The sequence below is a fragment of the Corynebacterium sp. LK26 genome (assembly GCF_014335085.1).
GTDB classification, from domain to species: Bacteria; Actinomycetota; Actinomycetes; order Mycobacteriales; family Mycobacteriaceae; genus Corynebacterium; species Corynebacterium jeikeium_D.
In genome coordinates, this window is record NZ_PDHB01000004.1 from 24,522 (window position 1) to 43,048 (window position 18,527).

Consider the following 18,527-nt stretch of genomic DNA (forward strand, 5'->3'; position numbering starts at 1 on the left):
AGACGGGGCGCCCGGGCTGAGGCTGTGGCACGCGTTGAGTGTGCACTGAGTGTGCGTTGAGGGTTCGCTAGGCATGCCCCAGCAGCGAACTACAACTCCTGCTCGCGCTCCGCGTAGCCAGCCTCAGCGGCATCGTAGGCCGCCGCCCACCAGGACTCGTTGGCGCGATACCAGTCGATGGTCTCGGCGAGCCCCGCGGAAAAGTCTTGGTAGCGCGGCTGCCAGCCAAGGCTGCGGATGGATGCGGGGTCAATCGCATAACGACGGTCATGCCCCGGGCGGTCAGTGACATGGACAAAGTCGGACCGCTCACGACCGAAGCCCTCCAGGATGTCTCCGACCACGTCGAGGTTGGAACGCTCGCCATCGGCACCAATCAGGTAGGTCTCCCCCACCTCGCCAGAATCCAAGATTGCCCAGACCGCGTCGTTGTGGTCATCGACGTGAATCCAGTCCCGAACATTCTCGCCAGTGCCGTACACGCGAGGGCTACGACCGCGCAACAGACCACAGATCTGGCGGGGAATCAGCTTCTCCGGATGCTGCCTCGGCCCGTAGTTGTTCGAGCAGTTACTAATCGTCGCAACCAACCCGAAGCTGCGCACCCACGCCCGGACAAAGTGATCCGCTGAAGCCTTGGAGGCCGAGTAGGGGCTGGAGGGTTTGTACGCGGTGGCCGTCGTAAAGCGTGCTGGATCGTCGAGAGCGAGATCGCCGAAGACCTCGTCGGTGGAGATGTGGTGAAGGCGGACGTCGTGGGTGGCGCAAGCCTTGGCCAGATTCACGGTGCCCATGACATTAGTGGTGACGAAGGGATCGGCATCCACCAGCGAATTGTCGTTATGGCTCTCTGCGGCGAAGTGGACGACCACGTCGAAGCGGGGCACGAGGCGATCGATCAGCTCCGCGTCACGAACATCGCCGCGGATGATTTCACAGTCCGCGCCATCCAAGCTCGCAGGGTTCGCGGCATAGGTGAAAGCGTCCAGCACCGTGACATTCACATCGGGCCGTGTAGCCAGAGTGCGGAGAACGAAGTTGGAACCAATAAAGCCGGCACCACCGGTGACGAGAACGCGCATGGAAGCGATTCTAGTTCACCCGGCGATGCCGGCTTTGTACAAGTGTGAAGACTTAGTTCAGACCAGCGTAGGAGTGCAGGCCCGAAACCACCTGGTTGATGAAGAAGAGGTTGAACACCATGGTGGCAAAACCGAAGATGTTGATCCACGCGGCCTTGGTATTACGCCAACCCGAAGTCGCGCGAGCGTGCAGGTACAGGGCGTAGATAATCCAGGTAATCAGCGCCGTGGTCTCCTTCGGGTCCCAGCCCCAGTAACGACCCCATGCGGACTCGGCCCAGATAGCGCCCAGCACAATGCCCAGACCGAACAGTGGGAAGGACCAAATAGCGGTGCGGTAAGCAATCGCATCCAGCTTTTGAGCATCCGGCAGCGGCGCGACCAGTTTGCCCAGGAAGCCCTTTTCCTTGCCCTCGCGGTTGTACATCCGCAGCATGTAGAGAATCGAGGCAACACCGGAAATCAGTGCGATACTGCACCCGATAGAAATAATCGAGACGTGAACCGGAATCCAAATCGACTGCAGTGCCGGCACCACCGGAGCAGCCTCAACATATAGGTTCTTACCACCGTAAAACATCAGCGCCAGAATCGGAGCCAACAGCCACGGCCAGAACACACGCATGGTTTCACGATGCAGTACGCCAGCTGCAATTGCCATAGCAAAGAGGATTGAAACTGATACGTACTCGTAGAGGTTGCCCCACGGGAAACGCTGCACGGCCAGGCCACGCAGCAGCACCGATGCAAAGTGCACGGCCACCCCGACGTAAATCAGCATTTCCGTCACAACGCCGAGTCGGTTCGTCAGCACCTGGTTCTTAGGCTCGCTTGCCGACGACTTCGTCGCCGACTCCCCCGAGTCAGCAACACTAGCGGTGGTAGCTCCCTCACCCGCACCGGCGGCTACCAGCTCGCGTTCCGCAACCTGGCTTTTCGCTTCAGCGGCCGCGATACGACGACTGTAGTAGGCAATGGAAATAACAAAGGCCACAAGATAAAAGGCGAAGGCCGTGAAGTACGACCAGTCCGAAAACTGCGCCAGTGTCTTATTGACGAGCATGTACTTGGCTCCAAAGTGTGGAATTAGCGGAATACTTCTTCAAACCCTAGTCCTAAAGTGGGGCTAAGCAAAAGGGGGCCAGACACGAGGGACGCAAAAAAGTTGCGCGGAGGCGAAATTTTCGCCCCCTCGCGTTCACCCTGTGGCAGGGATGGGCCGGACTTAGTGGTCAGTTAGCTTTTGGTCTCATTGTCCGTGCTGTCCTTATCGGCATTGTCATCCTTGGCAGCATCGTTTCCTTCGCTGTCCTCGTCATCACTGTCGCGCTCCAGGATGTCGTCAACGATGTACTGGAACTCCTCGCCCCAACCTGCCTTGTCTGTGCGGGCAAGGCCACCGAACTCAACGCGAGTGCGGCCATCCTCCAGCGGGAACATGCGCACCCAAACACGCCGGCGCTTAATACCCAGCGACATCACCATGCCCGCCAGTGCGGCCACAGTAGCCACCAGCACCCAGAACTGCGTGGGATCGTGCGAAACCTGCAAGTTGACGAATTCCTTCGCACCGAGGAATTCAATCTTGGTGCCGTCGGCAAGCTCTGTGGATTCGCCCTGCTTGAGGTTGACGCGGGCCTCCTTTTCCAGCTGACCCGAGTGCATCAGGTCGCGGTCGAGCGAGAACAGGCCCTGCGAACGGCCAGTGTCCAAGCCAGCGTCGCCTCGGTAGACGTCGACGGCCACAGCCGGGTCTTGCATCGCCGGGTAAGAGGACTGCAACAGGGCACCCCCTTCACCAGTGAACTCGGCGGTCGGGGCGAACAGGCCCTCAATCGCAATCTGGTTCTGGCGGCGCTCGAACAGGTCCGGGTACATGCCTGCAGGCGGGTCAAAACGCAGAGCACCCGAAGACAGGAAGTACGTCAGGTCATCTGGTCGGAACTGAACAATCGAGGTACGCGACTCACCATTCGGCCAGGTCACCTTGAACGCCGGGGCAAAGCCGTGGCCCTGTAGGTACACGCGGTCACCTGCGATGCGCAGTGGGTGGTTGACCTGCAGCGTGGTCTTCTCCCACTCATCGACAGGCTTGCGCATGTCCTTCTCTTCCGCATAACGGATACGAGAGGTAAACATCTTGGCCTGGCCATTCGGCAGGTAGTCGGCGAAGAAGTCATCGACCTGAATACAGAACGGGTTCAACGTCGTACCGTCAAAGGTGTTGCCAGCGCGCAGCGAGTCAAAGTTCGCCGCAGCAGTATTACAGAACGGAACGCCCACCGCGCTGTTGACGTTGTCGTCAGAAATTTCGGTGCCGGTGTTGGTCAGCAAAATGACCTGACCTTCGTAATAAGTCATGCGACCCCAACCGACGACAATAATCAGCACCGCAATGCCCAGGTGAAACACCAAGTTGCCGAACTCACGCAAGTAACCCTTCTCCGCGGAAAAGGAGCGCGCCCCAGCGCGATCTTCATCTGCTGGAGTCTCGGTCAACGCCCACTTGTTCAGGCGCTCACGCACCCGCTCAGAAACCTCGTCCGCGGAAGCATCGACCACAGCTTCGTCGTGAAGCGGAAGACGCGCTAACCGTTTCGGCGCCTTGGCCGGTGGCGTCTTCATGGCCTTGTAGTGGTCGATAGTGCGCGGAATAATGCAGCCGATCAGGGAAATCAGCAGCAAGGCCACGATGGCGACGAACCAGACGGACGAGAAGACATCGAAAAGCTGCAGCTTATCCATGATCTCGGCGGTCTTGCCATTGGCGGCAAGATACTGGTCGACCTTGTCCTTATTCAGCGAGCGCTGTGGCAACAGGGCGCCCGGAACCGCTGCGAAAGCGAGGATGAACAGCAGAATCAGCGCCGTGCGCATGCTGGTCAACCAGTTCCAGACCTGCTGGAAGGGCTGTCGTACCTTATTCCAATTCACCGACATTGAAAAAATCTTTCATTAAATTGGCGTTACCGTATCAGTAATAAAAGCGGCCTGAACCCAGGCAACAAAAACATCCCACAGTCCCGTGACCAGGGCAATTCCGACCAGCACCAGCGCCACACCACCGATGATCTGAATGGTTCGCGAGTGCTTGCGCAGGAATTCCACTCCGCGCATCGCGCGTGCCGACCCCAGCGCCACCAAAATGAACGGCAGCCCCAGCCCCAGGCAGTAAGCAATAATCAGCGCTACTCCCCTAGCCGCGGTCATTCCCTGTGTACCTGCGGACACCGAAATAATTGCAGTCAGCGTCGGACCCAGACACGGCGTCCACCCCAGCGCGAACACCGCGCCAAGCAGTGGCGCTCCCAGCCACGTGGTCCAGCGCTTCGGCGCCATGCGGGTGTCCTTCTGCAGCGCCGGCACCATGCCCATGAAGGCGAGTCCCATCACGATGGTCACCACGCCACCGACAATCGTCAGCGTGCGCGCCTGCAGACGCAGCGTGGACACGAGCCCGAAAATTGAGGCCGACCCCAGCACGAAAATGACAGTGAAGCCCAGCACGAACAGCAACGCAGCCAGGCCGACGCGGGCAGTTGCGGAACGCTTGCCACGCCCTCCATCGCCGTCACGCTTATCGACGGCGGTTGCGTCCGCAGTGCCCGTCGTCAAGCCCTGGCCCTGCGCCCCCGATGCTCCGGAAATACCGGTGAGATACGAGACGTAACCGGGCACGAGCGGAATGACGCACGGGCTGGCAAACGAGACGAGACCAGCCAGCGCAGCAGCGAGCAGGCCTAATAGGATGGGACCGCCGGTGGCGGCGTCGGCGAACTGCTGGCCGATGCCATCGGCAAGATAAATCGTGTCCATGGCAAGAGTTCCCATGCTGGGGCCTAGCCCTCCGCCTTCACTTCATTAACAGCCTTCATCAGCATGGTGTGATCGACCTCGCGGAGGAAGACCTTGGCCGGGCGGTGCTGCTTGTCCAGAATGATGGTTGTCGGAATCACCGAAGCCGGGATGCCGCCGAGTGCGCTGGCGTTGACGAAGGCCGGGTCATAGATGGACGGGTAGGTGATGCCGTTGTCCTTCACAAAGTCGATGGGAGCCTGGCGGACATTGTCGCGGACGTTGATGCCGAGAACGGTGCCGATACCTTGCTCTTCCATCTGTTCCTGGACATACTGCAGGTCATCCGATTCGGATCGGCACGGTGCGCACCACTGCCCCCAGGCGTTTAGGACCACAATCTGGTCCTTGAAGTCATCGAGGGAGATTTTCTTGTCGTCGTCCTCTAGAGAAGGACCGAACACCTTGCCGACCGGTTTGCGCTCCTCGGGTGCGTAGTCAATGATCTGCTGACCCCCTGGAGAAACAAACTCGAACTGACCGCCGACGGCAACGGCATCGTGTCCCACTGAATCTCCGGGGTTACATGCTGCGAGCGACAGAGACAGAGTTGCTGCCGCTAGCGTTGCTGCAATTCGGGACGATGAGACCTTGGCCACTTGGGGTGCCACCTTCCGGGGGTCAGTGAAACTTCAACAAAACTATCTATTCACCTTACAGGTGACCGGCCGGTTCACTGTAGCGCACGTCGACAATGGTGTCGCCGACGAAGACCAAGGAGGTCACGCTGGCCAGATCGCACTGCCTAGTTGCCGGGTTGTGGGCGAGCTTCAAGTACCGCGCACGACGCTGAGCTGCAATGATGCACAGCTGGTGCGTCACCAGCACCGCTTCCGCTCCTTCGGCGGCCTCGCGGGCTCGCTCGATGGCGTGGAACATACGGTCCGCGATCTCCTCGTAGGGCTCGCCCCAACTGGGCACGCTCGGACGACGCAGCCGTGGCCAGTACTTCGGATTCCACAGTGCGGAGTCAATGCCCTTGATGTGCAAACCCTCAAAGGAGTTGCCAGCCTCCAGCAAATCTTCATCCAGGGTCGGCTTCATGCCGATTATCTCGGTGAAGGGCCGTGAGGTTTCCTGCGTGCGCTGTAGCGGGGAACAGGCGAAGTAGCGGATGTCGTGGCCTTCGAAGGACGAGGCCGTGGCCGCTGCCTGACGCTGACCGCGCTCAGACAAGTGCCAGCCGGGCAGGCGACCGTAGAGAATCTTATCCGGGTTATAAACCTCGCCGTGGCGGACGAGATGTACGACCGTGGTCTTGGCGTGCTTTGTTGCACGCTTAGACGCCTGGTTTTCCGGCTGTGTCGGCTGCGATTCCTGCTGTGCTGCCTGCGAATTGGTCTTGTTCGGCACGTGTCACCTACTCCGGCTTGGCGGTTGCCGCCGCCTCGGCCGCGCGGGCTGCTGCACGCTCGATAATCTCGAAGTCGGCGTCGGTCAGCGCAGCGGAGACGAACCAGGTCTCGTAGCAAGAAGCCGGCGGGTAGACACCATTGGCCAGTAGGGCGTGGAAGAAAGCCGGGTAGCGGAAAGTATCCGCTGCCTGCATCTGCTCAAAGTTATGGCCCTCGCCCTCAGCGAAGCGTGGCGAGAGCATCGTGCCCGCACGCTGAATGTGGTGGGCCACGCCCTGCTTGGTCAGGGCGTCGGACAGAATCGTGGCCAGGCGATCTGCATTGGCTGCGACGGTGTCATAGACATCCTTCGTGGCATTCTCCAGGTTGGCCAGGCCAGCTGCCATAGCGACCGGATTACCGGAGAGTGTGCCTGCCTGGTACACCGGACCGTTCGGAGCCAAGTACTCCATGACGTCGCGGCGACCACCGAAGGCAGCTGCCGGCAGACCACCGGAGACGACCTTGCCGAAGGTGGTCAGGTCACCGGCCACACCATCAATGCCGTACCAGCCGTTGTAGGAAGCGCGGAAGCCAGTCATGACCTCATCGAGAATCAGCAGTGCGCCGTCTGCGTGGCAGACTTCCTTCAACTTCGCGTTGAAGTTGTCCTGCGGTGCGACGGTACCCATGTTGCCCGCTGCCGCCTCAGTGATGACACAGGCAATCTCGCCCGGGTTCTCAGCGAATGCGGCCTTGACGGCCTCAATGTCGTTATAAGGAACAACAATGGTGTCGGCAGCCGATGCACCGGTGACACCCGGCGAATCCGGCAGACCAAAAGTAGCGACACCGGAACCGGCCGATGCCAGCAGCGCGTCCACGTGACCGTGGTAGCAGCCGGCGAACTTGATGATCTTGGAACGGCCAGTGAAACCGCGAGCCAGGCGTACTGCGGACATAGTGGCCTCAGTGCCGGAGTTGATCAGACGCACCTCATCTACCGACGTGCGCTCAACGATGTGACGAGCCAGGTCGGTCTCAGCCGTCGTCGGAGCGCCGAAAGACAAACCGCGAGTGGCGGCGCTCTGAACGGCCTCCACCACTGCCGGGTGCGCGTGGCCCAGAATCATTGGACCCCACGAGCAGACCAAGTCCACATATTCGTTACCATCAACATCCACGAGACGAGAGCCCGCGGCGTGGTCAATGAAACGTGGGGTGCCACCGACGGAACCGAAGGCGCGGACCGGCGAGTTCACGCCACCCGGCGTCACTGCCTGAGCCTGCGTAAAGAACTCTGCCGAACGATCGGTGAGCTCAACGTTTTCTGGGACATGAGGAGCATTAATGTCTTGAGTCACGGTGACCATCGTAGACGGCCACTCGGATGAAGGGCTACCCTGCCCTACCAACGTCCCAGCTTCACCCTGAATAGATGCTTGCGGCGAGAGGACACTCGACGGGATCGCCAGTCGATCCACAAGCTGGAGAAAATCATCAAAAGCGATGCCAGCAGCGGGTGAATCATACCGGTCATACCCAGCAGGATGACCGCAACGTTGTAGAACCACGCAAAGTAGATGTTGGAGTCCATCATCCGCACCACAGCACGTGCGATTTCAATGGCCTCCGGAATCGACAACACGTTGTTCCGCAGTGCCACGACATCGGCGTAATCAACATCAAGATTCTGATTGCCTTCGGTGTTGTCCATCAAAACACCCACGTCAGCGGCACGCAGAGAGTCCCGGATGTCCTTGTCGCCAACCATCACGACAGTCTCGCCGTCACTGTGGACCGAACGCACCGCAATGGCCTTGCGGGAGGCAATGATGCCCGCGAATACTCGTGAGATATTCAGCCGGTCAGCAAAACGACGGGCTACTGGATACGGATCTCGCGTGATCATCATGGTGTCCACGCCCATATCCTCAAGCTGGTCAATGCTCTCGACCGCATCGGGCTTAATGTCCTCACCAATGGTGATGACACCACGGACCTTGCCACGCCACGACACCACCATCGGAGTACCGCCACTGAGCGCAGCCACGGCCATTTTCTCGCTGAGTGCAGTGAGATCACGCGGACGCCAAACACGCCCCTCAACAAAGCGCATCTCCAACTTGTCGTCCGAGTCCTTCACCGGGATCTCTACCTGGCCAACGAACGCACCGTCTTCCGCAATTGCGACGTGTACAGTCTCAATCCAGTGCGGCACCTCGCCACCGCCGGAACCGGCGTCGCGGGATACACGGCACGCGCGCACGATTGCCGCTGATGCCGGGTGGTTGCTCTCCATCATGAGAGCGCCCGCCACACGCAGAACCAGATCCGGATTTTCATTGCGCTCAGCGGCGACACCGAGCACGTGGGTGTCACCCTCGGTCAGCGTTCCAACTCGGTTAAAAATCACCACATCGGCAGCGGCCAGCTTTCGGAAAGTCTCATTGCCACGAATCAAGATTCCGTTACTAGCACCGGCCAGAATCCCGATGCGCTGCACGGTCGACGTAGACATTGCCAATGCCACCGGCGCGATGCCCGAGAGCATAGCCAGCGCCACCGCGAGGGCACCGCTCATCGTGCCAGTCGCCAGCCACCAGCCGCAAAAAGCCACGCCCGCCAACGACAGCGTCCATGGCACCAGCTCTGATGCCGAGTGCACTGCGGTCTGGTGCATCACCGTTTCTTCTCGAACCGCTTGACGAAGCCAGCGCGCTATCGATGACGCCCGGGTCTTGAAACCGGTGCGTTCCACGCGCACCTTGAGCTCCGAATCCAGGTTGATTGCACCGGCCCAAACCTTGGAATTGACCTTGACCTTCTGCGGTTCAACGCCGATACCGAGTAGCTGCGCATCCATCGTGGACGCACCACCGATGACTGAGCCATCAACCGGAATCACCGAGTGCGGTGGAACCACGATGTCATCACCGATATTGAGCTCCGCGACCGTCACCTCCACCCGTTTCGGCTCCGCGGATTTAGCGCTCTTGCGCACGACTGTCACGTTTCGCTCAGCTGGAATGCGCAGGTTGCGCAAGATTTGTCCAGTACGCACCTTGTTGTAGCGCGTAAACATGCGACCTGTTAGCAACAGCACAGTCAGGCCGCACGCAACGTCGAAAAACACCTCTGCCGAGGCGCTTTCCCGGTAGTTGAAAGCAAACCAAGTGGGCGCAGTGGTATATCCAATCTGTCCCGCGGGACCAAAGATAAGCTGCGCTAGCGACCACAGCCACGCCAGCAGGATGGCAATGGAGCTCGCCCCATCCAGCGCCGACATCCGCCGACGCAGGGACGCCGCCATTGCCCGGTGGAACGGCCAACCACCCCACCACACCACAATCGTGGTCAGCACAAGACACATCCACTGCCAACCCGGGAACTGCCAGTTGACGTTCAACGACGTCACCAGCACCGGAATCGATAGGAACAGGCTTCCCCAAAAGCGTTGCTTGGTCACCAGTTCACGCGCCGTGAACAGTACTTCCGCGCCACCGCCGCTTCGGCGCAAGGCCGCTTCACGACGGCGAATGCGCTCCTCCTCATTCTGTTGAGCGGCAGCCGGAACAGCGGGACGGCGATGTTGTGACACATCCAGCCGAGTTGCACGACGCCGAAGCGTGCTGCGCGTGAGGTACGACTCGACCCCAATTTCGCGGAGAGCTTCGATGAACTGATTCGGATCGATGGTATCGGGCGCTGTAATCCACGCGCGTCCGGGCTTGTAGACCACAGAGGCCGTCACATCTGGAAAGGATTCCAAAACATGCTCAGCACGCTCAGCACTCTCGGCGTTTTCCAAGTTTTCCAGGATGAGTGCGAAAGCTGTGTTGGACTGGCCTCTGCGGTGTGCAAGCCGCTGATGGGCACTTTCTTCGTCGATGTCCTGACGGCTTCGTGGCAATGCCTTACGAGCAGCGACCTTGGCATCCACAATCGCTTGTTCAACGCGATTGTCCAGAGAGAAATCAAACTCACCGGTGTCACTCATAGCCTTTGAAACTTTCCGTCTAATCCTGTGGCTGGTTGGCGCGCGTGAGCGCTAATTCACGATAGAGCAACAGTAGTCCACACGCCATCGCCAGGCTGGGCGCGATAACCCATACAGTCAGCGCTCCAGCCATAATGGCAAAGAACATGGCGAGAGCCGTGATAATCACCATGATGAGCAGGCAGTTCCGGGAGAGTTTGAACTCAGTGGCCGTCGGCAAGCAGCCGCTACCAATAAGCGAGCAGACCAGCGTCACACCGGCGACGATGTAGATATCGCGGCCAACGGCGGCGGGAGCCTGCGAATAGTCGCCGGTGACCAGTATCAAGCTCAGGACAATCTGGGCGATGAGCGCGACAAAAAGCACCCACTGCCAGGGCCGACTCGGCAGGGACATCATCGCTTGGACTCCTCAGGCTGCTTGGATTGCTTGGGCTGTGACTGGCCCAGCTGCTGTTGCCGCTTTGGATCAGCGCCATGCTTCGACGCTCTCGGCAGATGCGATTCCGGAGCGGACGGCGTCCACGGTTTCGACGGGCGCTGATGATCGAAGTAGTCCTTGGATTCCTTCGAAGCGGCGAGCACTAGACCCGCTACCGCGGCAGTGGCCGAGGCGATTCGCACAATTCCGCTGATAAGAACGAGGGATGCCGGCACTCCCGATTCTGAAGCCGTAGAAGAGAAGAAGGACATCAGCGCCGACAGTGCCAGGTAAAGCGAGCCGATAACCAGCACGGTGCGAGCACCTTCGCTCCCCTTGCGCATTCGCTCGATAATGGCGAAGAACGCGATGCAAAGCCCCACTGCGAAAAAGAACGCGATAACGATAGTCGCCTTCATGGCAGCATCAATCTGGCCCTCGCTGAAACCCGGGAAATTCTCCTTAGCGGTTGAGGGGCTCATCAGCATTTCCGGATGCAGCCAGTAGGTCACCGTAGCTACCGCAGCGACGAGCAGCTGCAACACGGCCGTAACCCGCCACGCCTGCCTAGCTCCCTCGACCTGCTCGGGAATTGCGGGCTTCTTCTCTTCTTTAGTCATCCGTCCACTTCTCGATATTTACTACTGCACGTTCACCCGAGCGAATTAGAACTGGGCGCGCAGCTTCTTCGCCAAGTCCACCGCTGCGTAGGTCAAAATCTGCTCCGCACCGGCACGGCGAATGCTCAGAACTGCCTCCATCATCGCAGCATCCAGGTCAATCCACCCGTTGGCGGCAGCGGCGTGAATCATCGCGTACTCACCAGAGACCTGGTAAGCGGCAACCGGCACCGGCGACATATCCGCGACCTCGCGCAGAATGTCCAGGTAGCTCATGGCCGGCTTGACCATCACCATGTCCGCACCTTCGTCAACATCGAGCTGCACTTCAAGCAGGGACTCACGACGGTTTGCAGGATCCTGCTGGTAGGTACGGCGATCACCCTGCAGCGAGCTGCCCACAGCTTCACGGAATGGACCGTAGAAGGCGGAGGCGTACTTTGCCGAGTACGCCATGATGGAGACATCCTCATGGCCAGCGGCATCCAAGCCCTCGCGAATGGCGGCAATCTGGCCGTCCATCATGCCCGAAGGGGACACGATATGTGCACCGGCGTCGGCCTGCGCAACGGCCATCTTGACGTAGTTAATCAGCGTGCGGTCATTCTCAACGACCGTGTTGCCGAAGCGATCCGTGCCCAGCACGCCACAGTGGCCGTGGTCAGTGAACTCATCCAGGCAAGTGTCGGCCATGATCAAAATGTCATTCCCGAACTCGTCGCGGAGACGACGCAGAGCGCGGTTGAGAACGCCCTCCGGATTCCAGGACTCAGAGCCCTCGCCGTCCTTGTCCGCATCCAGCGGGACACCGAAGAGGTCAACTGCCGAGATACCTGCCTCAACAGCCTCGCGCACAGCTTCTACCAGGGAGTCCTCGGTATGCTGCACTACCCCGGGCAGGGAGCTGATTGGCTTCGGCTCATCAATCCCATCTGCAACAAACATGGGCAGGATGAGATTCTTCGGAGTCAGTGTCGTCTCCGCCGTCATCGCACGCATCACCGGGTTGGTGCGCAGCCTGCGTGGGCGACGAATCGGGAGAGGAAATCCAAACTGTTCGAGATCGATTTCGCGGGATGATTCAGAAGCTCCAGATGTAGTCATAAAGACAACCTTAATCAAAACGCGAACTCGCTCCGGTACGCCCCTGCTCAGTCCTTGGTTTTACGCGAACGACGACGCTTCTTGCGCGGTGGTGGCAGCTGCCCTGCCGCCCGCAGTTGCGCAACATGCTCTGCCAGCGCATCCACCAGCTCCGGGATGCTTGCGCGCTCCGGCACGACATCTACCCGCAGGCCGTACTCGCGAGCCGTGGCTGCGGCCATCGGCCCGATGCAGGCAATGATGGTGCGAGCATGCGGCTTACCCGCGATGCCGACCAGGTTCTTCACCGTCGACCCCGAGGTAAAGCACACTGCGTCGAAGCCACCGGACTTAATCATGTCGCGGATATCCGCACTCGGTGGCGCTGCCCGCACGGTACGGTAAGCGACCACATCATCAACTTCCCAGCCCAGATCAATCAGACCGTCGACAAGCACGTCAGTGCCGATATCGGCGCGCGGCAGCAGCACGCGGTTGACCGGATCGAGATCCTCGATGTACTCCGGGAACACGTCGACAATGCCCGCGGCATTTTGACGAGTGTCATCCGGAAGCAGCTCCGGAGTGATGCCGAGATCGCGGATGGCAGCGGCGGTGCGATGGCCGACTGCTGCGATGCGGACCCCGGCGAAGGAGCGCGCGTCCAAGCCGAATTCCTGGAACTTCTCCCACACTGCGGTGACGGCGTTGACGGAAGTGAAGACAACCCACTGGTAACGGCCGTCGACAAGCCCCTTGATGGCGCGTTCCATCTGCGCCGGGCTGCGCGGTGGCTCGATTGAGATGGTCGGGACCTCAATCGGGATGGCGCCGTGCCCAACGAGACGGGCACTCATCGGCCCTGCCTGAGCCTTGGCGCGTGGGACCAGCACCTTCCATCCGTAGAGAGCGCGGTTTTCCCACCATGAGTACTTCGAGCGATTGTCCACGCCTTTGCCAAGCGTGACCACCAGCGGACCGGTCAGGTCACCTGAGAGCTGCGCCAAGGTGCCCAGCGTGACGTCGTAGGTGCGCTGCAGACGAGTCGTACCGTTGACAGTCACCGACACCGGCAACGACGACGGCAGGCCGCGTTCGCCGAGCTCAGTTGCAATGGCGGACAGGTCGTCCTGCACGGCCTGCAGCACCAACGGCTGCGGTGCCTGGGCCAGCTCGTCCCAGTCCACATCGGCGCGATCGAGATCGGTCTCCGTGTACGTCGAGCCCAACGCGATACCGGCAAATGCCGGGACGGTGGAGGGCACGGACATGCCAGGGACGATCTGGAACTCAACATCGGCGTGCGAGACCTCGTTGATTTCGGCCAGCAGCGAATCGTTGGTCAGCGGATTGCCTGCCACCAAACGCACCACGTCATTGCCTTTAGCGGCTTCCTCGACGAGCAATTCTGCCATCTTCTTGGGATCGTCGATAGGCGTGCGCAGATCTGCGGCGGTCGGTGGTGCCGGACGCGGCGGCTTACGACGAGATCCCTTGGCCTTGGCTGCGGCGCACATGCGCTCGTACTCTTCCTCGGCTTCCTTCAGCAGCTCGGGAGGAACAGGCACATCGGTTGCGACGAGCTCTCGAACCCCCGGCATGACATCGGCGTCGACGTAGGCGATAGCGGTGTCTGCGAGAATCTCACGGGCGCGAAGCGTCAGCAGGTCGGGATTTCCAGGACCAGCGCCGACGAACAGGATGCGTCCCGTTGCTGAGGGGAGGGAGGTGTTCATCGTTGCGGAGTGATTTCTTTTCTATTGGTTGTTCACTTTTCGTGCCGATGAGTCTCTAAGGAAGAAAGCGGACATGCGCCAACGCATGTGAGGGGCAGGTAGATACCTGAATCTCACATGCGAGCACACGAAGGAAACCCTTATCCCAACGGCATGCATACAGGCCTATTAGCATAAAGGGTTTGAGCCAAATTAACTAACCGGCTACTTTTGAGATTCCCGCAGGGTATCGCCCATTACCTCATGAGCACCCCGTTCGAGCAGGGCCGCCGCAACCTTCCGGCCAAGCTCATCGGCCTTATCCACGTTTGCGGTAGCGGTCTCGAGCAACTGACGCGAACCGTCGAGTGCGAACACCCCCGCCTGCAGGGTGAGTTCACCACTGTCGCTCACGGTTGAGTAGGCCGCGACCGGAGCGGTGCAGCCCGCTTCCAGCTCATTGAGTACCGCGCGCTCAGCGACAGCCCGGGCATGGGACACCGGGTGGTCAATCTTGCGCAGAATATCCACAATTTCGCGGTCAGCAGTGCGGCACTCCAGCGCCAGGGCGCCCTGAGCCGGGGCTGGCATGAGGACATCCACATCCAGGGATTCCGCAATCTCTCCGAGGCGACCCGTGCGCTCCAGCCCAGCGCGAGCCAGAATGACAGCGTCCAAGTCCTCAGAGACGCGCCCCATGCGGGTTTCGATGTTTCCACGCAATGGTACAAGTTCCAGATCGGAGCGCAGCGCACGCAGCTGAGAGACACGACGCGGCGCGGAGGTACCCACACGAGCCCCCTCAGGCAGGTCCATCAGCGGCGTGGCATCGCGGGAAATCAGCGCTTCTCGCGGATCGACGCGCTCCGGCACGGCTGCGACCATCATGTCGTCTTCCGGCAGGGTCGGCAGGTCCTTAAACGAGTGCACGATAATGTCGCACACCCCCTCGCGGAGTGCATGACGCAGCGCCTGGGTGAAGACACCGATGCCAATCTTTTCCACCGGGTCGTGGCGGTTATGGTCACCGGCGGTCTTTACAATCACCAGCTCTGCAGGCTGTCCCAGCTCAATCAGTGCATCACGGACGTGACCGGCCTGTGTCGTGGCCAGTTCCGAGCCCCTGGTACCGATACGAATAGTCGCTGGGTCAGGCATGTTTCCCTCCGGGTGTTAATTTTTGGTGGTTTCAGCAACGCCTTCAATGATGGCACTACTGTCAAGACCATACTGCTCAAATCCCTGCATCCGCCCAATTCGGCCCTCTACCATGAGATCTGCGGGGATATCGGTGTCAGCATACAGGCCAGAGGGGGTGGATAGGGGCAGGTCGAAGAGCTTCTGCAGGGCAAGCGCGTAGTTGCCACCACCCTGCTGGCTAGAAAGCTTCTTGACCTGCACCGTTGGCGCGTGCAAGAGCTTATCGACGACGCGGCGAACCGTGGACTCGACCTCGCGACGTTCCTTTTGAGTAAGACCCGGTGTCTTCGCCTCCAGGCGAGCGAGCTCAGCCGCCGCCACATCCGCCGCGCGCTCACGCAGAGCGCGAACAGTCGGTGCTACCTCGCTTGCGCGCTGCGCCGTGAGGTAGGACTCCAATTCTTCGGCCACAATGTCGCGCGCTGCAGCCTCATCATCACGACCCGGAACCTCCGTGCGAGTCATCTGCAGCAATTCGATGTTGAAGAGTGCGATCCCCTCAAGCCCGGAGACATCCTCCGCGACGTCGCGAGGCATAGACAAATCGACGATGGCGAGCGGGCCGTGGTCGACAACATCTGCAGCTGAGACCACTGGCGTCATGGCTCCGGTGGCACTGACGAGAATGTCCACATCATCGAGGACATCAGCGAAATCATGCAACGCAATAGCAGTAGCGGGGATGCCCGCTTCGATCGAGTGGTTAGCCAGGTTCTGCGCCCGGTCAACGGTGCGGTTGGCAATAATCAGACGATCAATGCCGCAGCGCCCCAGGTAACTGGCGGCCAGCGAACTCATCGCACCGGCGCCGAGGACAAGGGCCGAACGTCCGGCCAGAATATCGGTACCCTCAGCGACGTCAACACCAGAGTTGAACCCAGGATGCAGCGCAGCAATCGCCTCGTCGATGGCCACGGAGACCATCGATGCGCCCGCATTATCGATCAGTGTTTCGCTGTGGACTCGCTTGCCTGTGTGCAGCGCCTTCTGCGCCAAGTCATGCAGCATGCGACCGACGGTGCCGGCTTCGTCCGCTTCCTGGTAAGCATTGCGAAGCTGACCGATAATCTGCTGTTCCCCCAGCACCATCGAGTCAAGACCAGCACACACCGAGAAGGCATGCTCCGCTGCGGCCTGTGCGTACCGCACATAGAGGTGCGGTGTCAGTTCATCGAGTTCGAGCCCAGTACGACCGACAATTTCACGGACCACGGCCGATAGGCCAGAGTGGAAGCCGTTGGCCACCACGTAGTACTCAACGCGGTTACAGGTCGACAACAGCATCGCTTCGCTGATCGCTTCATCCGCGACCAGCCGAGCCAAAATGGCCTCTCGCTCAGTTTCACCGACGGAGACCTTTTCAAGAAGGGTCACCGGTGCAGACCGGTACGACATTCCGACGAGAAGCACACTCACCGCTCAATCACCGCTCTATTGCTCCTTCACAGGCCCCGCTACGGGCTTTTTCACACAGCTATGACTGTTAACGCTAGACAACTCCGCCATCTCGTCACAACAAAGGCATACTTTACTTAGTCTCTACCTCGATGTTCGCAGCACTCCCCTACTTCTTTGCCGCTACTCCACATTCTGCCATGTCTCCGCAGCTCCTAGCAGTTCGGCAGAGTTGTCTCCCGAACTTATTCGGCCTCCGCTATCGCTTCCAGGAGTTCATCATCATCGATTTCCCAGCAAGCGATCTCCTCATCATTGACCAAAATCACCGGCACGCGATCGCCAAATTCCATGGCCAAGTTCGGATCGGTATCGACATCTTCCACCTGGAACTGCGCATTTTGGTCCCGAACTAGCGGCTCAATCTGCGCAATCACTCGGGCGCACGAACCGCACGTCTTCCTACTCATCACCGTCACAGTCACCATAACGGCCAGTCTAAAGGTCGACTGTTTCGCTTTACGACGTCCCCCTCCCCACACTTCCCCTGCAAAAGTGAGTCTTCTTATCCTCGCCCCATCCGCTCCTTGAATCTCAGCGCGCAGCTTTGCCTAAAGAGCGGATACTATTCAACAAGAGCTTCCGATAACGGATGTCGGTTGCATACACCGTGGAAAGAGATTTTCGTGCCGTGAGTGAGTTCAGTGCCGACAACCGCTCCCCCTTCCCCATCGACATGCTGGGTGACCTTGCGTCCTCGCAGGGTAACGTCCGCAACTTCCTCGAGCAGGTAGTTCTCGCTCCGCTCAATGACGAAGCACAGGAGGAAGCTGGTGCTGCAGCGGCTGCCAATGCACTGGAAGCTCTCGGCGAGGTCTACGACGTCGGCGGCGAAGAACTGGCTACGGGATTTCGCAGTGTAGCTGGTGCCGAAGATGCCGCTGGCGGTGCACGTGTGCTCTCGCAGCCCATTCCAGGTGTCGAACGCGATCAGGGCGCAGCCGCTTTCTTCGATGTGGACAACACGCTTGTCCAAGGCGCATCAATCTTCCTCTTTGCCATGGGTTTGGTCGAGCGCGGCTTCATCAAGAAGCGTGATTTGGCCGGCATGATTTGGAAGCAGCTGAAATTCCGAATCTCAGGCGCGGAAAACGCTGCCGACGTAGCTAAGGCCCGTGAACAGGCATTGGAGTTTTTCGCCGGCCACGATGTGGATGAAATGGTCAAACTCGGCGAAGAAATCTTTGAAGAAAAGATCAGCGACCGCGTTTACCAGGGCACCCGCGATCTTGCGGAATTACATATCCAGGCTGGCCAAGAGGTCTGGCTGGTCACCGCTACCCCGGTGCAGCTGGCCCAGGTTATCGCTAAGCACATCGGACTGACCGGCGCCCTTGGCACGGTCGCCGAGGTCAAAGATGGCAAGTTCACTGGCCGCCTGGTAGGCGATATTCTCCACGGCCCGGGCAAGAAGCACGCGGTGGCAGCTCTGGCGGCCTCTTCCGGGTTGGATATGTCTCGCTGCACGGCATACTCAGATTCCGCCAACGATATCCCCATGCTGTCCATGGTAGGCACCGCCGTGGCCATCAACCCGGACCGCAAATTGCGGAATTACGCCCAAAAGATGGGGTGGACTGTCTACGACTACCGTCACTTCCGCTCCGCAACCTTCGCCACGATGCGGTGGCTCTCGATCGGAGCACTGCTGGCAGGAGCTGTCGGGGGCGCGGGACTCGTCGGCAAGCGACTGTGGGACGCGAACAAGGAAAGTTAAACGCTGCTAGGCGCACTCGAGAGTTAGTGACTGCGTTTATGACAA

General features: G+C 59.8%; 16 protein-coding genes. 1 reads left to right on the forward strand and 15 read right to left on the reverse strand.

Going from position 1 to position 18,527, the window contains the following annotated elements; all coding sequences use genetic code 11:
- Positions 1-89: 89 nt before the first annotated feature.
- From rfbB to CRD13_RS05065, 15 genes are all read right to left on the reverse strand, one after another.
- Positions 90-1,082 (reverse strand): dTDP-glucose 4,6-dehydratase, encoded by a 993-nt coding sequence (gene rfbB, locus CRD13_RS04995; RefSeq protein WP_016421999.1) that lies wholly within the window; start codon positions 1,080-1,082, stop codon positions 90-92.
- A 52-nt stretch (positions 1,083-1,134) separates the two neighbouring features.
- A complete protein-coding gene (ccsB, locus tag CRD13_RS05000) occupies positions 1,135-2,145 on the reverse strand; it encodes a c-type cytochrome biogenesis protein CcsB (protein ID WP_016421998.1) in 1,011 nt (336 codons plus the stop codon).
- A 173-nt stretch (positions 2,146-2,318) separates the two neighbouring features.
- Positions 2,319-4,022 carry a cytochrome c biogenesis protein ResB gene (locus CRD13_RS05005; RefSeq protein ID WP_187401356.1) on the reverse strand — a complete coding sequence of 568 codons (1,704 nt, stop codon included), beginning with the start codon at positions 4,020-4,022 and terminating at the stop codon, positions 2,319-2,321.
- Positions 4,023-4,037: 15 nt separating this feature from the next.
- On the reverse strand, positions 4,038-4,898 hold the full coding sequence (locus tag CRD13_RS05010) for a cytochrome c biogenesis CcdA family protein (RefSeq protein WP_187269916.1): 861 nt from the start codon (positions 4,896-4,898) through the stop codon (positions 4,038-4,040).
- 23 nt (positions 4,899-4,921) lie between these two features.
- Positions 4,922-5,536: a TlpA disulfide reductase family protein gene (locus tag CRD13_RS05015; RefSeq protein ID WP_016421995.1), complete on the reverse strand. Its 615-nt coding sequence runs from the start codon at positions 5,534-5,536 to the stop codon at positions 4,922-4,924.
- A 55-nt stretch (positions 5,537-5,591) separates the two neighbouring features.
- On the reverse strand, positions 5,592-6,290 hold the full coding sequence (locus CRD13_RS05020; RefSeq protein ID WP_076772585.1) for a histidine phosphatase family protein: 699 nt from the start codon (positions 6,288-6,290) through the stop codon (positions 5,592-5,594).
- A gap of 7 nt (positions 6,291-6,297) precedes the next feature.
- Positions 6,298-7,644, reverse strand: coding sequence for a glutamate-1-semialdehyde 2,1-aminomutase (hemL, locus tag CRD13_RS05025; RefSeq protein ID WP_187401357.1), 1,347 nt, complete (start codon positions 7,642-7,644; stop codon positions 6,298-6,300).
- Between the two features lie 35 nt (positions 7,645-7,679).
- On the reverse strand, positions 7,680-10,271 hold the full coding sequence (locus CRD13_RS05030) for a cation-translocating P-type ATPase (protein WP_016421992.1): 2,592 nt from the start codon (positions 10,269-10,271) through the stop codon (positions 7,680-7,682).
- A gap of 19 nt (positions 10,272-10,290) precedes the next feature.
- Positions 10,291-10,671 (reverse strand): hypothetical protein, encoded by a 381-nt coding sequence (locus CRD13_RS05035; protein WP_016421991.1) that lies wholly within the window; start codon positions 10,669-10,671, stop codon positions 10,291-10,293.
- Positions 10,668-11,312: a hypothetical protein gene (locus CRD13_RS05040; RefSeq protein WP_016421990.1), complete on the reverse strand. Its 645-nt coding sequence runs from the start codon at positions 11,310-11,312 to the stop codon at positions 10,668-10,670. The genes CRD13_RS05035 and CRD13_RS05040 overlap by 4 nt, the downstream gene beginning before the upstream one ends.
- 45 nt (positions 11,313-11,357) lie before the next feature.
- Positions 11,358-12,416, reverse strand: coding sequence for a porphobilinogen synthase (gene hemB, locus CRD13_RS05045; RefSeq protein ID WP_070438168.1), 1,059 nt, complete (start codon positions 12,414-12,416; stop codon positions 11,358-11,360).
- Between the two features lie 47 nt (positions 12,417-12,463).
- Complete coding sequence (locus CRD13_RS05050; RefSeq protein WP_187401358.1) at positions 12,464-14,131, reverse strand: bifunctional uroporphyrinogen-III C-methyltransferase/uroporphyrinogen-III synthase; 1,668 nt, start codon at positions 14,129-14,131, stop codon at positions 12,464-12,466.
- 204 nt (positions 14,132-14,335) lie between these two features.
- The gene (gene hemC / locus CRD13_RS05055) at positions 14,336-15,268 is read right to left on the reverse strand and encodes a hydroxymethylbilane synthase (RefSeq protein ID WP_049190547.1); all 933 of its coding nucleotides are present in this window, start codon (positions 15,266-15,268) and stop codon (positions 14,336-14,338) included.
- A gap of 15 nt (positions 15,269-15,283) precedes the next feature.
- A complete protein-coding gene (locus CRD13_RS05060) occupies positions 15,284-16,726 on the reverse strand; it encodes a glutamyl-tRNA reductase (protein ID WP_187401359.1) in 1,443 nt (480 codons plus the stop codon).
- A 224-nt stretch (positions 16,727-16,950) separates the two neighbouring features.
- Positions 16,951-17,193, reverse strand: coding sequence for a glutaredoxin family protein (locus CRD13_RS05065; protein ID WP_016421985.1), 243 nt, complete (start codon positions 17,191-17,193; stop codon positions 16,951-16,953).
- A 164-nt stretch (positions 17,194-17,357) separates the two neighbouring features.
- Between CRD13_RS05065 and CRD13_RS05070 the strand changes: the two genes are divergently transcribed.
- The gene (locus CRD13_RS05070; RefSeq protein ID WP_187399976.1) at positions 17,358-18,482 is read left to right on the forward strand and encodes an HAD family phosphatase; all 1,125 of its coding nucleotides are present in this window, start codon (positions 17,358-17,360) and stop codon (positions 18,480-18,482) included.
- Positions 18,483-18,527 lie beyond the last annotated feature (45 nt).